Annotated in this window: 11 protein-coding genes; 3 read left to right on the top strand and 8 right to left on the bottom strand. The window is 44.7% G+C overall.

The window, feature by feature from the left end; genetic code table 11:
* Positions 1-34 precede the first annotated feature (34 nt).
* Genes nusA through FTT71_RS04610 form a run of 3 tightly spaced genes read left to right on the top strand, consistent with a single transcriptional unit; the run spans position 35 to position 4,660 of the window.
* Positions 35-1,519: a transcription termination factor NusA gene (gene nusA / locus FTT71_RS04620; protein ID WP_131261098.1), complete on the top strand. Its 1,485-nt coding sequence runs from the start codon at positions 35-37 to the stop codon at positions 1,517-1,519.
* A 10-nt stretch (positions 1,520-1,529) separates the two neighbouring features.
* Complete coding sequence (gene infB, locus FTT71_RS04615) at positions 1,530-4,256, top strand: translation initiation factor IF-2 (protein WP_178866000.1); 2,727 nt, start codon at positions 1,530-1,532, stop codon at positions 4,254-4,256.
* On the top strand, positions 4,256-4,660 hold the full coding sequence (locus FTT71_RS04610; protein ID WP_004975876.1) for a ribosome-binding factor A: 405 nt from the start codon (positions 4,256-4,258) through the stop codon (positions 4,658-4,660). Before infB ends, FTT71_RS04610 begins: the two co-directional genes overlap by 1 nt.
* Positions 4,661-4,781: 121 nt before the next feature.
* Here FTT71_RS04610 and FTT71_RS04605 read toward each other — a convergent pair whose 3' ends face one another.
* The 8 genes from FTT71_RS04605 to FTT71_RS04570 form a co-directional block, all read right to left on the bottom strand.
* Positions 4,782-5,180, bottom strand: coding sequence for a Na+/H+ antiporter subunit G (locus tag FTT71_RS04605; protein WP_004975877.1), 399 nt, complete (start codon positions 5,178-5,180; stop codon positions 4,782-4,784).
* Between the two features lie 11 nt (positions 5,181-5,191).
* Positions 5,192-5,467, bottom strand: a complete 276-nt coding sequence (locus FTT71_RS04600; protein WP_004975880.1) for a monovalent cation/H+ antiporter subunit F — start codon at positions 5,465-5,467, stop codon at positions 5,192-5,194.
* Positions 5,464-5,997: a Na+/H+ antiporter subunit E gene (locus FTT71_RS04595; protein WP_004975882.1), complete on the bottom strand. Its 534-nt coding sequence runs from the start codon at positions 5,995-5,997 to the stop codon at positions 5,464-5,466. The genes FTT71_RS04600 and FTT71_RS04595 overlap by 4 nt, the downstream gene beginning before the upstream one ends.
* 2 nt (positions 5,998-5,999) lie before the next feature.
* Positions 6,000-7,808 carry a monovalent cation/H+ antiporter subunit D gene (locus FTT71_RS04590; protein ID WP_180160733.1) on the bottom strand — a complete coding sequence of 603 codons (1,809 nt, stop codon included), beginning with the start codon at positions 7,806-7,808 and terminating at the stop codon, positions 6,000-6,002.
* Complete coding sequence (locus tag FTT71_RS04585) at positions 7,808-8,173, bottom strand: Na+/H+ antiporter subunit C (RefSeq protein ID WP_004975886.1); 366 nt, start codon at positions 8,171-8,173, stop codon at positions 7,808-7,810. The genes FTT71_RS04590 and FTT71_RS04585 overlap by 1 nt, the downstream gene beginning before the upstream one ends.
* Positions 8,174-8,177: 4 nt before the next feature.
* On the bottom strand, positions 8,178-11,015 hold the full coding sequence (locus FTT71_RS04580; protein ID WP_180160732.1) for a monovalent cation/H+ antiporter subunit A: 2,838 nt from the start codon (positions 11,013-11,015) through the stop codon (positions 8,178-8,180).
* A gap of 606 nt (positions 11,016-11,621) precedes the next feature.
* Positions 11,622-12,995: an AAA family ATPase gene (locus tag FTT71_RS04575; RefSeq protein ID WP_154321107.1), complete on the bottom strand. Its 1,374-nt coding sequence runs from the start codon at positions 12,993-12,995 to the stop codon at positions 11,622-11,624.
* Between the two features lie 16 nt (positions 12,996-13,011).
* On the bottom strand, positions 13,012-14,514 hold the full coding sequence (locus FTT71_RS04570; protein ID WP_004975892.1) for a UvrD-helicase domain-containing protein: 1,503 nt from the start codon (positions 14,512-14,514) through the stop codon (positions 13,012-13,014).
* Between the last annotated feature and the right edge of the window lie 18 nt (positions 14,515-14,532).

Below are 14,532 nucleotides of genomic sequence, written 5' to 3'. Positions count from 1 at the left end.
CAAATTAATAAGAATCTGAACGAATAGGTGACTTATGGCACGTGAAATTCTTACCGTCGTTGAAACGGTTAGTAACGAAAAAGGTGTAAGTCGTGAGGCAATTTTTGAGGCGCTTGAACAGGCTCTTGTTGCTGCGACGAAAAAGAAATTCTACGAAGGCACAAACTCAGAAGAAGCACGTTTACGTGTGGAAATTGATCGTAAAACAGGTGACTACAGCACTTTCCGTCAGTGGGAAGTGGTGGCAGATGAAGATCATGAAATGCCTGCATGCCAAGATGCAATTTCTGATGTAGACCCTGCAAAGTGGTCAATTGGCGATATTCGCGAACTTGAAGTTGAGTCAATTGACTTCGGTCGTATTGCTGCGCAAATTGCCAAGCAAGTGATTGTGCAAAAAATTCGTGAAGCAGAACGCGCATTGGTTGCAGATGCTTATGAAGCCAAAGTAGGCGAGCTGATTTACGGTGAAGTGAAAAAGCAAACCAAAGATGGCTTTATTATTGATTTGGGCGACAATGCAGAAGCATATTTGGCGCGTGAAGAAATGATCGCCAAAGAAATTTTGCGTCCTAAGCAGCGTGTGAATGCAATTTTGTACAGCGTGAACCGTGAAGGTCGTGGTGCACAATTGTTGTTGTCACGTGCCAAGCCTGAAATGCTGATTGCATTGATGAAAAAAGAAATTCCAGAAATTTCTGAAGAAATCATCGAAATTAAAGCAGCAGCGCGTCAGCCAGGTGTACGTGCAAAAATTGCAGTAAAAACCAACGACCATCGTATTGACCCTGTAGGTGCATGTATTGGTATGCGTGGTACACGTATCCAAGCGGTACAGCAAGAGTTAAATGGTGAGCGTATTGATGTTGTGGTGTGGTCTGATGATCCAGCACAATATATCGCTAGTGCTTTAGAGCCAGCCGATGTATCGGGTATTGTGATTGATGAAGAAGAACGTACTGCCGACATTATTTTCGCAACCAGCGATCAGTTGGCACGTGCAATTGGTTCACAAGGTCAAAACGTACGTTTAGCCTCTGAACTCACAGGTTATAAGCTGAACATGATGCTTGAAGAAGAGTATCACGCACGTCAGCAAAATGAAGCGCAACAATACTTAGACTTGTTTGTTTCACGTCTAGACATTGCTGAAGATTTGGCGATGGCATTGGTAGAAATGGGCTTCACTTCATTAGAAGAAATTGCGTATGTTCCTGCGGAAACATTTGACGAAATTGATTTAGATGAAGAAATTGTTGAAATGTTACAAGGTCGTGCCAAAGAAGTGGCATTGGCAGACGCATTGCAACAGCAAGAAAATATCCAAGATCCGAGTGCAGAACTTCTAGCAATGGAAGGCATGACACAAGAGATCGCTTATGCGCTTGCCGCTCGTGGTGTCATCACAGTTGATGATTTAGCTGACCAAGCGACTGACGATATCGAAGATATTGAAGGTCTAGGTACAGATAAAGCGGGTCAATTGATTATGAAAGCGCGCGAATCATGGTTTAACTAGGAGGTAATATATGACGGACAAGTCGATTAAAGAGTTAGCGCTCAGTGTAGGTCGTCCAGTTGAGAAACTCCTGGAACAGGTTCGTGACGCAGGTTTACCACAGCGTAACGCTGACGATATTATTTCCACGGAACAACAAAGTACCCTAGTGAACCATTTAAAAAAGGTTCACGGTCAAGAGGGTAAAGCAGGACAAATCACGTTGAAACGTAAAACCACCAGTACCGCTAAAGTGGCAAGTACTTCGGGCAAAGCGAAAACGATTAATGTAGAAGTTCGCAAGAAGCATACATTTGTAAAGCCAGATCCTGAACAGATTAAAGCGGAAGCACTGGCAAAAGCACAGGCGGAAGCAGCTGAAAAAGCGCAAGCAGAACAGCAAGCACGTGACGTGGCAGAAAAGAGCAAAGCGAAAGCAGACGCGCCTCAAGCAGGTGCCGCAAAAGCGAAACAAGCTTTAGATGCAATGCGTGCAGCAGCCAAGCAAGAAACAGCCAAGCAAGAAGTTGCAAAAGCTGCGGTTGTGGTGAAACGTAAGTCAACCAACAAGCCAATTGTGAAGCAAGCAGTGAAAGTCACTGAAACACCTGAGCAAAAGAAAGCGCGTGAAGCGCAAGCAGCTCAGTTGAAAGCGACTGAAGAAGCAGCACGTCGTAAAGCTGCTGAAGAAGCGCAGCAACGTACGCTTGAGCAAATGCGTCAGATGGCATCTAAATACTCAAATGAAGATGCAACCGCTACCATTCGTGTGGTAGATGATTCTCCATTGGCGGCTGGTCTTGTGGGTCAGGCTTATGAAGATTCATTTGCCAAAGAAGACCGTGAAATCAAGCGTGGTACCAGCACCACCAATACACGTTCACCGAAAAAAGGTGGTCGTCGTGGTCAGGAAGAACAGTCTTTCAGCCAAAACTCACATAAACGCGGTTTGAAAACGAGCCAAGCCAACAAGCACGGCTTTGAAAAACCAGTTAAAAAACAAGTTTATGATGTTGAAATTGGTGCAACGATTGTGGTTGCGGACTTGGCTGCAAAAATGGCAGTTAAAGTACGCGAAGTTATTAAATCACTCATGAAAATGGGTGAGTTAGTTACGCAAAACCAAGCGATTGAGCAAGAAGTTGCAGCACTTGTAGTTGAGGAAATGGGCCACAACCCAGTTCTAGTATCTGATACGCAAGCTGAAGATAACTTACTTGAAGCTGCTGAAGAGGCACGTGGTGTTCAAACGACACGTCCACCAGTGGTGACCATCATGGGTCACGTTGACCATGGTAAGACATCATTACTTGACCGTATTCGTCGTGCCAAAGTGGCTGCAGGCGAAGCGGGTGGTATTACCCAGCACATTGGTGCATACCACGTACAAACCGATAAAGGCATTATCACCTTCTTAGATACACCGGGACACGCAGCGTTTACTGCAATGCGTTCACGTGGTGCGAAAGCGACAGATATCGTGGTATTGGTCGTTGCGGCAGATGATGGTGTGATGCCACAAACTGCAGAAGCCATTGACCATGCGCGTGCAGCGGGTACGCCAATTATTGTTGCCATTAACAAAATGGACAAAGAATCGGCTGATCCAGACCGCGTATTGAATGAATTGACCACCAAAGAAATCGTACCTGAACAATGGGGCGGTGACGTACCTGTTGCAATGGTTTCGGCGCATTCAGGTCAAGGTATTGATGAACTTCTTGACTTAATTTCAATTCAAGCAGAAATGATGGAATTGAAAGCATCTGAAGAAGGTGCAGCGCAAGGTGTGGTGATTGAAGCGCGTGTAGATAAAGGTCGCGGTGCAGTGACGTCAATTCTGGTACAAAACGGTACTTTGAATGTAGGTGACTTGGTACTTGCAGGTTCATCTTATGGTCGCGTACGTGCCATGACTGATGAAAACGGTAAGCGTATTAAATCTGCAGGTCCTTCAATTCCAGTTGAAATTTTAGGTTTACCTGAAGCGCCAATGGCAGGTGACGAAGTTCTTGTTGTAAATGACGAGAAGAAAGCACGTGAAGTTGCCGATGCGCGTATGGATCGTGAGCGTCAAAAACGTCTTGAGCGTCAAAGCGCAATGCGTCTTGAAAACATCATGGCATCAATGGGCAAAAAAGACGTTCCATTTGTCAATGTGGTATTGAAGACCGATGTACGAGGTACTTTGGAAGCCTTGATTGTTGCATTGGGCGAGTTGTCTACCGATGAAGTACGTGTACGTGTGATTGGTTCAGGCGTAGGTGCGATCACTGAGTCTGACGTTACGCTTGCAGAATCTTCAGAAGCTGTATTACTGGGCTTTAACGTACGTGCTGACAATACTGCGCGTCAAAAAGCCGATGCCGATGGTATTGACATTCGTTACTACAGCATCATCTATCAATTAATTGATGATGTGAAAGATGCGATGAGCGGTAAGCTTGCACCTGAACACCGTGAAACTATTTTGGGTGTTGCAGAAGTGCGTGAAGTGTTCCACTCAAGTAAGTTCGGTGCAGCTGCAGGTTGTATGGTACTTGAAGGCGTACTTCACCGTAACAAACCAATTCGCGTATTACGTGATGATGTGGTGGTATTCCAAGGTGAGCTTGAGTCACTTCGTCGTTATAAAGACGTGGTGGAAGAAGTTCGCGCAGGTATGGAATGTGGTCTTGCAGTAAAAGGCTATAAAGACATCAAACCACTTGATAAGATTGAAGTGTACGATGTTCAATTGATTAAACGGAGTCTTTAATGGCGGGTAGTCAACGTCTGAAGCGTATGGCGGATACAGTACAGCGTGAGCTGTCAGAACTGATTCGCCAAGAGCTGAAAGATCCACGCTTAGGTGGTCTTGTGACCATCTCTGCAGTGAAGGTGAGCCCAGACTTAGGATATGCGGAAGTGTACGTGACCGTCATGGGACGTGAATTAGGCGATGAGCAAAGCGAAACGGCAAATAAAGAAACCTTGGATGTGTTGAATAAAGCATCAGGCTTCTTGCGCCATGAGTTAAGCCGTCGTATTAAGACACGTATTACCCCGCGTTTGCGTTTTCACTACGATAAAACCAATGCCTATGGTAACTATATGTTTGGTTTGATTGCAGAAGCGGTAAAAGATTTACCTCCTGCAGCACCTAAGCAAGATGAAGAATAAATCAGTGATGATAAAAAATGCCACCTTCGGGTGGCATTTTTTTGTCTATCATGTTTGAGCTTTTGCAATGTAAGCAAGGTTATATCGGATACGATGCTTTTTTTAATGCCTGACTAATATTCTAGACCAAATCATCATGGGACTTTTTTTCATAACGACGTAAATTACGACGTTGGCGTTGCCACGGTAATGGACGGTCTAAGGTTTCAGGCACATTGCCACTCATCGAACGTAAACGTAAATGCAGTGCTGCCTGTGCCATTAAATTGGCAGAAACAGGCGCGGTAATAAACGCAAATAGGGTGATTAATACTTCTGCAAAGCCAAATCGTCCTTCAAATGCCGCATAAATAATGGCTGCAATTAAGAAACTGCCTAGTCCTAAAGTGCTGGATTTTGTAGGGGCATGCAGTCGCATAAATAAGTCGGGTAGGCGAACCATGCCAATGCCGCCCACCAACATGAAAAATGCGCCAATAATTAAAAAGAATGACACTAAAATTTCCATGAGTAATTGCATGTTCATTCTCCTTAATCAATCACATGACCACTGGTGAAGTAACGCGCCAGTGCTGCAGTAGACACAAAGCCTAGCATCGCCACCAATAACGCACCTTCAAATAATGAGGTACTGGTCCAATAGATACCCAGAACCACCACCAAGCAGGTCGCATTTAAAAACAAGGTATCCAAGGCCAACAGGCGGTCTACAATTGAAGGGCCAATAATCAGGCGATATAGGCACATAAACATGGACAGCGTAATCGCAACCATGCAGATTCCAAGTGCATAAGGCAGAATCATCATTGCTTTTCTCCTGACTGTGCACCAAAAATTTCAATCAGCGGTTTTTCATAACGATTTTTGATGTCTTGAATATCTACACTTTCATCTGCAGTGTTTAAGGCATGCACCAAAATATCGCCACGGTCTTGGTCAATACCTGCTGTAACCGTGCCTGGTGTGGTGGTAATGATCATCGCCAAAATACTGTTGACCTGTTCGTGTTGTGTTTCGAGAGGGACACGGAACCATTTTGGCTGCATACGGTCTGTTGGGCCAAGTACCAGTTTTGCGACACGAATATTACAAATCATAATATCCCAGACCACCACGAAGAATAAGCGAATGGCTGCAGTCCAGTTGATGTCTGGTGTACGCGCAATAAAGGGCTGGATCAGTTTGGGAATCAAGAGCGCCAAGACCAGTGCCATCAACAGATTCCCTGCAGAAACACTATGCGCCAACATCAGCCAACTCAGTGCCACCAAGACAGATACAAACGGGTGTGGCAGCAGGTTATCCCAAAACGAAGTTTTTGGTCTCGTTTTTTGCATGTTTAGGGCTCCGCAGGTTTGAGTTGAGTATCGCTAGGTTGCTGTGCTTCCTCACGATTTTGCTGTTGAATCTGACGTTGTTTATAGTCAGAAATATGCTCGCCTTCCAAGGTGTTTGGATCAATCACATAGGGAATTAAATGTGCATTGGTGTCAATTGCTTCGCCACCGTACTTGGTTTCAGGTAAGTACAATGGATCATAAGGTTGTACGCTAATCACATTTGCAGCACGGTCTTTTTTCAGAATCAGTGCTTCATAGGCCGCATTATGTTGAATCTGCTGTGCAGTATTCAGCATATATTGTTGAATTGGATTGGCAAATACCACGTACAGCACTAAACCCGTTAGGAGAAAATAAATGACACGGTCATTACGGGGCGGTGCAATCGCAGGTAGTGCCTGATATTCATAATAGGCTTCAGTTTGCGCATCATCTTCAGGTTTGGTCGCGCGCCAAAATAAAATAAAGCCGACACGGGTGAATGCAATAATACTCAGCAAGCTGACCAAGAGAATAATGCCAATAATCCAGCCTTGATGTGCCATATTGGCGGTGGCTTGCAAAATAAAGACCTTGCCCAAAAAGCCACTAAACGGTGGCAAACCTGCCATCATTAAGGCAATCATGAAGTATGTGATTGCCAGTACTTTGTGTTGCTTCATTTGCGGGGCAATATTGAAGTGATCTTTAAATGCGCCACGTTGTGAGGTAATCCAGCCACACAGCAAATAGAAAGCCGCTGCAATTAAGGTACTGTGTACTAAGTAATACAGTGCGGCTGACCATGCCTGTGTGTTCAGCATCGAAATGGCGATCAGGATCGTACCAATCGAAGACAGCACCATAAAACCGACAAAACGACGTAAGCGCTCTGCACCAATTGCGCCAATGACCCCATACAGTGAGGTAATTAGACCAATCGGCAGCAACCAGTCTTGTAGGATTTTATGGCTCAGCGCATCATCAAATACGGTTCCATTGACCCGCAAAATGGCATACACACCCACTTTGGTCATGATAGTGAATAAGGCTGCCACAGGGGTTGTCGCCACGGCATAGGTTTTAGGTAGCCAGAAACCGACAGGAAGCATGGCGGCTTTAATACCAAACACCACAAATAACAGTAAGCCACCTGCCACCGCAATTTTATGTGCATCAGCATCGAGTAGCGGAATCAGACGCGCCACATCGGTCATATTTAAACTGCCGACACTGCCGTAAATCATCCCCAAACCAATTAGGAACAGGGCAGAGGCTAACAGGTTGATGGTGACGTAATGAATCCCGAGTTGAAAACGTGCTTTGCCCTGACCGTGCAATAACAACACATACGAGGCCAGCAACAAGATTTCAAAGAATACGAACAGGTTAAATAAGTCGCCTGTGAGGAATGCACCGCAAAGTCCCATGAGTAGGAAATGCACCATGGTATGAAAATAGCGACCACGTTCATCCCATTTTTTGCTGGAAAACCACAGTAATGGCAAGGCAAGTGAATAAGTCAGTACCAACATGAGGGCAGACAGTTGATCTAGCACTAAAATAATGCCAAACGGGGCGGCCCATTCGCTCAAATTATAAATAATAATTTGCCCACTGCTGACCTGAATTAAATAGCTGATCGCCGTGATTAAACCGAGCGTGGCAGAAAGATAACTAATGCCACGACGCCATGGCTGACGCCAGTCATGCGAGAGTGAACCAAAGCCCGGATTGCCTAATAGCACCAAAATAAATGCGGTAAAGGTGGGAATCAGGATGCTAAAAATAGGTGAATGCTGTAGCCAAAATTGGAGGAAATCAGTCATTATGGCTCATCCTCACGTGGGTCAAGCAGTGGATGTTCTTCTTTGGCATCGACGTGGTCTGTCCCTGTTTCATAACGGCTACGCAGCGCCAATTGCACAATAAATGCAGTGGTGGCAAAGCCAATCACAATTGCGGTTAACACCAAGGCTTGTGGTAATGGGTCGGTGACTTTTGAAGCTTCAGTCAAAATTGCAGGTGCATTGAGCTGAATACGCCCCATGCTGAATAAGAAAATATTGACGGCATAACCAATCATCGCCAAACCTAAAACCACAGGAAAGGTACGGGCACGTAAAATTAAATAAATCCCTGTCGCGACTAACATTCCAATGGCAGACGCAATTAAAAACTCAATACTAATCATTGCATTACTCCTTTGGAAGTGGGCCAGACATGCCTGAGTGACGTGAGTCGCCCAAGACAGAAATCATCAACATTACTGCGCCAACCACTGTGACATACACGCCTACATCAAATAAGGCAGCCGAAGCGAGGTGCATTTCACCAATAATCGGAGGATTGACATAAATATGTGCACTGGTGAGGAATGGACGTCCCCAGAACCATGCGGCAAGTCCTGTCAGACCTGCAATACTTAAACCCATACCAATCCAAATTTCGTATAAACGTCCAGATTTGGCTTTGAGCATTTGTTCGGTCTGATCTTGACCAAGCGCAATGTATTGGATAATCAGCGCCATTGCGGTAATTAAGCCTGCAATAAAGCCACCACCTGGTAAGTTATGACCGCGCAAGAAAATATACAGACTGACCACAAGGGCGATAGGTAAAATCCATGAGGCGGTAATACGTAACATCAACGGTGAAGGATTAAAACGATAAGTTAAACCCTGCGTCATGATGGTGCCGTGAGCACGCATACCATCCATTAAACACAGCGTACCAATCGCGGCAATGCCCAAGACGGTAATTTCGCCAAAGGTATCGAAACCACGGAAGTCCACCAAAATGACGTTGACCACGTTGGTTCCGCCACCGAGTGGAATGGATTGCTGATTAAAGAACCATGAAATTGAATTGTGGTTGCGAGTCATAACCAGCCACGCAATCCAGCCGATACCAATGCCGCCACCAATCGCAATGAAGGCATCTCGCCAACGACGTGAACGGCTAGATTCATACGGGGTCAATTGTGGGAGCAGCGATAGACTCATCAGCAATAAAACAGTGGTGACGACATCAACCGTGATTTGAGTTTGTGCCAAGTCGGGAGCAGACAGTCCGACAAACATCATGGTGACGACCAAGCCAACTGCACCGCTGATTAAGACAGCTTTGATGCGCTCATGGTGGAACCACAGCATCATCCAGCAGGCAGAGAACAGCAATAACCATAAAACAATGGCAATCATAGGCGCATGTGTGAGTTCACGTGTGCCAGTTGTTAATCCCTGATTGAATAATGGTAGCGCGACCATGAATACCGTAAAAGCAATGATCCACACCAAATAGCTTTGCAGTGAACCATTTTCGGTTTTACGTTTGATTTTGCGTGAAACTTGTAGCAAATGTTTTAAGAATAATTCAAACAGCAGTTTGCCTTGGAATTGACCTAAATGTGGGTCGAGGTCAATTTCACGGATTTTTCCACCTTTGGCGAGCGAGAAATAGAAAATGATCCCGCCAAGCAGTGCAATAACACTCATCAGCAGGGGAAGATTAAAGCCATGCCAAATTGCCAGATGTGTGCCTTCAAACTGCGACAGTTGGGTACTGGCACGAGTCGTGCTATTGACAATATGCTCGACCAATAAGGCAGGCATCAAGCCGACTAAAATACATAAAACAGCCAATAAAGTTGCGGGTGCACGCATGCCAAACGGAGGTTCGTGAGCTTCTTTGTTTGGGACATCTTTACCAATTGGACCATCAAAGAAAACGCCGTGTACCAAACGTATTGAATAGGCCACTGCAAAAATACCCGCCAGTGTCGCAACAATTGCAGAAACCAACAGTACAGGGCCAGATAAGTTTGCTACCAGTTCAGTGAAGAACATTTCTTTGGACAAAAAGCCGTTGGTCAACGGTACGCCAGCCATAGAGGCCGCGGTAATCATAGTGAGGGTGGCGGTAAAGGGTAATAGTTGCCATAAGCCACTAAGTTTACGTAAATCACGTGTGCCTGATTCGTGGTCGATAATTCCTGCAATCATAAACAGGGCCGCTTTAAAGGTAGCGTGGTTGATGATGTGGAAAATTGCAGCAGCTACTGCTAACGGTGAACCAATGCCGAGTAAGCACATGATCAGACCTAAATGACTGATGGTGGAATACGCCAATAAGCCTTTTAAATCTTCTTTGAAAATGGCAAAGAATGCTGCCATACACAGGGTAAATAGACCAATAAAGGTGACTAGGTTGTGATATAACGCTGCGCCTGCAAAAATTGGCAATAAGCGCGCCAGCAAGAAAATCCCTGCTTTGACCATCGTTGCCGAATGTAGATAGGCAGAAACAGGCGTGGGTGCAGCCATGGCATTGGGTAGCCAGAAGTGAAACGGAAATTGCGCACTTTTGGTAAATGCACCCAATAAAATCATCAATAAAGTTGGTACAAATAAATGATGACTTTGAATTTGTTCAGTCATCATTAAGATTTGGTCAATTTGATAGGTGCCTGTGATTTGCGCCAATAACACAAAACCACCGAGCATGGCGAGTCCGCCCATGCCTGTAATGGTCAGTGCCATACGTGAGCCGCGTTGTGCTGCCTCGTAATTGCTCCAATAACCCACCAATAAGAAAGAGGAAATACTGGTCAGTTCCCAAAAAGTCAGCAACAAAATCAGGTTATTGGAGAGCGAAATTCCCAACATGGCAGCCATAAACAGCATGAGGAGAGCATAGAGTTTACTGAGCGAGTTTTGTGGACTTAAATAATAATAGGCATAAATAAAAATGAGTGTGCCGATCCCCGTGATCAGCAAGGAGAATAATAAACCAAGCGCATCTAGACGAAAGCTTAAATCAATCCCCAACTGTGGCAGCCAAGACCATGTTTGAATGATCGTTTCGCCATTAAAGACTGCTTTTGCTTGAGTCAGGAGCAGAATAAGACTGCTCAGACTGACGCCAATCGCCCCTAAAGCCGTTACCCCGCGTGAAAATTGTTTCAGCCACGAGACAAGGGTTGTGCCCAGTACTAACGGTAACAATATAATAATCGGTAGCACACTCATATCCATTGTCGTGAATAGGTTGAAAACCTAAAGGATGAATCTTATCTTCCAAGGATTACAGGACAGCAACACACCATCCAAAAGATTCAATCTTGAAAGCCAATCAGTCGTGTCAGTAAACACGTAGTCTATTGTTTTGATGAGCGTATTGTCGCAACTTAAACTCAAAACAAGATCATGCAAAAATAATTTTACATGGCTAGGCGGCTCAAGCAGCAAAAAATATGCTGATCTTTCGCTGACGATGCAGCGAATAAGGTTGTGCTTGGTTTGGTTAAAGCTGTGTTAAAAATATTTAGATGCGTCAATCTACAACCTAGTTGAACTATGGATGAAGTTGATCTGCATCTGCTGCATTTTTACAGCATTCACCGTGTTTGAAAGGTCAATAGACACTATTCAAGGTATAAAAAAAGTTGTATTGCGCAACTTTAAAAACTACAGCAAAATCGGATTTTACTATAAAAGTTCAAAATTAATCTGATTTTATTACATGAATAAAACAACATCAATTTTTTTGCATACAGCAAAGTCATTATATACCGTCTGTTATATGCGGGATAAAGTATTTCCTTGCTTTTTGGCCAAGTATGCCTTGAAAGACTTCGGCAATTAAGATTCAGGCAATTGATCAGGTGTTGGCTCACTATCCAATTGCTGTAAGCGTTGCAGCAATTCCTGTTTTTGTTCGGCAGTTAAATGGTTTTGAATCTGCTGCAAAATTTCAGCCGTGCCTAATTGTGTTGGGTTTTGTTCTTGTAGGCTGACGTCTTCTGTCGTGTGAGTGGTTTCTAGCACATCAGCATAAATTTCTGCAAACTGCGGTTGTAAACTTTGCCATGCGATGGGATGCAGCTGTTGATGTTCCAGTTTTAAACATTGAAAGCGTTCCGCTTGTTCCAAAAGTTCGCTGCGGTTGCCTGTGGCAATAATTTGTAAGCGCGGAAAAGCTTGATGTAAACGGGTCAGTATTTGTGCGGCCTGTTGTTGATCGAGCTGATGATCAATCTGGTCAATCAACAAAATACCATCTCCCTCGCGACACGGATACAAACTGTTTGGGTTTAGCAAACAGAGGCGACGTACAATATCGCCTACCAGAGCAATCCAGTTGCGCTGACTGTTCGACAATTGCTGATACAGCATATCTTTGCCCTGACAGCGCACCATGAGTTGTAATTTAGGCAGATGTTGTAGATATAGGTCTTCAATTTCAGGCAGCACGATTTGTAAGGCATCTTTCAGTGCTTGTAAACTCGGTGCATGCATTTGGGTATAGGCATGCAATAAGGACTGATTCAGGGTTTGTGCGAGTTCGCTTTGTTGTTGCTGATATAGCTTGTGTAAAAGCTGCGCACTTTGGGCATTTTCAATATCGGAAATTTCCCGCAACCATTCAAAAAAACGAGTAAATGTCGTGAATGGAATCGCAGCAATTTCGTAGGCATGTCCAGGTTGTAAAATCAGCGGATTATTTTTATTGAGTAAATTAACTTCATTCACGAAGCGTTCTGCAGGGTAGTAGGCAATCAGCGGTAGACCTTGCATCGGGTCATGTTTAATGGCGTGTTGATAGAGCTGCACCATTTTTTCAAGCTTGGCGGTTTCTGCTTTGCTTACTCCTACGCCGCTACTATTCAGGGTTTTATATAATTGCCAGTCACAATGTTGGGTGCTTTCAATTTGCGTGTTGCTTGATTCTGCCAAACTGCCTATTTCTGCTGGAATTTCCACACAAACATCAATTTTAGCTTGCAAGCGGTTGAACAAAATATCTTGATCTTGCATCACCAAACCCGCAGTGCGTAAGTCTTTATAGCGAGCGGCAAACCAAGTCAGTGCTTGATAACTAAATCGTAACAGCGAGGTTTTACCCGCGCTTTGGTCTGCCAAAATAAGCGTAATGGGCAGGTCGTGATAATTGAGTTCGAGTTTTAGGTCTGCAAAATGGGTGATGTGTCTGAAATGAACCGATGTAATTTTCATAGCGCACCTGCTGCAATTACCCCACCGCTTTGCGTAACGATGTCGGCATTTTTATTTTCAGTTGTTGTACCAAATCGTAAATATGATGAATATTTAAACTGACTTTAGCACGTGTGCATGCCACGTACAGTAATCTTAATTCTTCATCGCTAATTTTATGCTCTTTGTCGTTCAGTTTAAATTGGTAGTCGTCTTCAATATGTACCCGATTCCATTCTAAACCTTTGGCTTTATGCGCTGTCGAAATAATATAGTCGGCTTGGTCAATTGGGGTGATTTTTGCCAACGCCCGTTTGAGTGGATTAGTACCATGATCATCCACCAGTTTGACCAAAGGTTTAATGTCGCTGCCATCGTTGGTTTCACAATATTCATGTACATCATGCCAAGAGTTAAACCATGCCAGTTCTGGAACGTCGGTCACACGTTTGCCTTGTTTGAGCATCGCGGCAGCATCCACAAAACGGTTTAAGCGCACATGGTCGGCTTGCAGACTGACTTTATCGCCATGCACTAAACCTGCCAGTAGCAGTTCCATGGCACGGGCGTTGGTACGGCATAAAATCGCATCACGCATTTTGGTATGCGGTTTGTTGACCACTTTGGAATGTAATTCTGGATTGCCCAAGAGTGGCACGGTTTCATTCAGCCCACCTAAAATGGCATTGGCGGTCAGGGCAATTTCTTCACCAAAACGGAACGATGTGGTCAGTCGTGATTCAGGCAAAGGTAATTGCTGCATGGCATTGATTGCACCACGCCAAGCATAGATTTGCTGATGCGCATCGCCCACATAAATCACTTGAGTATTACGTTGCTTGAGTAAAATGCCCAGCATGAGCGGGTCGGCATCTTGAGCTTCGTCAAACAGCACATAATCGGCAGGAATGTTGGGTTCAGACAAGGCCCAAAGTTTCAGATAAATATCGTGTCCAATGCCTGCCTGATGATTCGGGTCAATTGACTCCAACCAGCGTCGTTCTACCGCAGGATAAAGATGCTTTTGTAAGGTGTCGATGTCATCTGGATGCAACCAACTGGGTGCTTGTAAATGTCGTGGGGCAGGGTATTGCGAACTGGTCGAGCAGAAATGACTCACGGCATTGGCCACCAAACTGGCTAAACGACTTGGCATCAACACATATTTTTCATAGCGTCCGCCCATCATACGTCTAAGGGTAATCGGTTCTAAACGATACTCTTTGGCAATAAAACTTGGACTTAAACGGGGTAGGCGTAATTTGTCGGTGACTCCACGTGGAACGCTGCGATATGCAAGCGAGTGAAATGTACGACAATCGACCTGACGATGAAATTTACTTTGTGCTTCTGCGGCAATGGCTTTGTTAAATGCCAAGTACATGCCACGCCGTTCTGGCATGGCATCACTGATCATTTGTAAGGTCGTGGTTTTACCTGTACCTGCATAGGCAATCACTTTAAAAGATTTGCCCAGACGTGCATTATCTATAGCAGTGGCTTGCTCATAGGTCGGGCGAGGCTTGGTGATTACAGACACAGATCAGGGTTGGCTTTT

Source organism: Acinetobacter sp. YH01004 (assembly GCF_013420455.1).
GTDB classification, from domain to species: domain Bacteria; phylum Pseudomonadota; class Gammaproteobacteria; order Pseudomonadales; family Moraxellaceae; genus Acinetobacter; species Acinetobacter towneri.
The sequence above is the reverse complement of the archived record's forward strand: the minus strand, read 5'-3'. Positions and strand labels throughout refer to the sequence as shown.

Bases quoted from the DNA above. Each gene is read 5' to 3' on its own strand.
- nusA (WP_131261098.1), top strand. From the start codon at position 35: ATGGCACGTGAAATTCTTACCGTCGTTGAAACGGTTAGTAACGAAAAA.
- FTT71_RS04575 (WP_154321107.1), bottom strand. From the start codon at position 12,995: ATGAAAATTACATCGGTTCATTTCAGACACATCACCCATTTTGCAGAC.
- infB (WP_178866000.1), top strand. From the start codon at position 1,530: ATGACGGACAAGTCGATTAAAGAGTTAGCGCTCAGTGTAGGTCGTCCA.
- FTT71_RS04610 (WP_004975876.1), top strand. From the start codon at position 4,256: ATGGCGGGTAGTCAACGTCTGAAGCGTATGGCGGATACAGTACAGCGT.
- FTT71_RS04585 (WP_004975886.1), bottom strand. From the start codon at position 8,173: ATGATTAGTATTGAGTTTTTAATTGCGTCTGCCATTGGAATGTTAGTC.
- FTT71_RS04580 (WP_180160732.1), bottom strand. From the start codon at position 11,015: ATGGATATGAGTGTGCTACCGATTATTATATTGTTACCGTTAGTACTG.
- FTT71_RS04600 (WP_004975880.1), bottom strand. From the start codon at position 5,467: ATGATGATTCTGCCTTATGCACTTGGAATCTGCATGGTTGCGATTACG.
- FTT71_RS04605 (WP_004975877.1), bottom strand. From the start codon at position 5,180: ATGCAATTACTCATGGAAATTTTAGTGTCATTCTTTTTAATTATTGGC.
- FTT71_RS04590 (WP_180160733.1), bottom strand. From the start codon at position 7,808: ATGACTGATTTCCTCCAATTTTGGCTACAGCATTCACCTATTTTTAGC.
- FTT71_RS04595 (WP_004975882.1), bottom strand. From the start codon at position 5,997: ATGCAAAAAACGAGACCAAAAACTTCGTTTTGGGATAACCTGCTGCCA.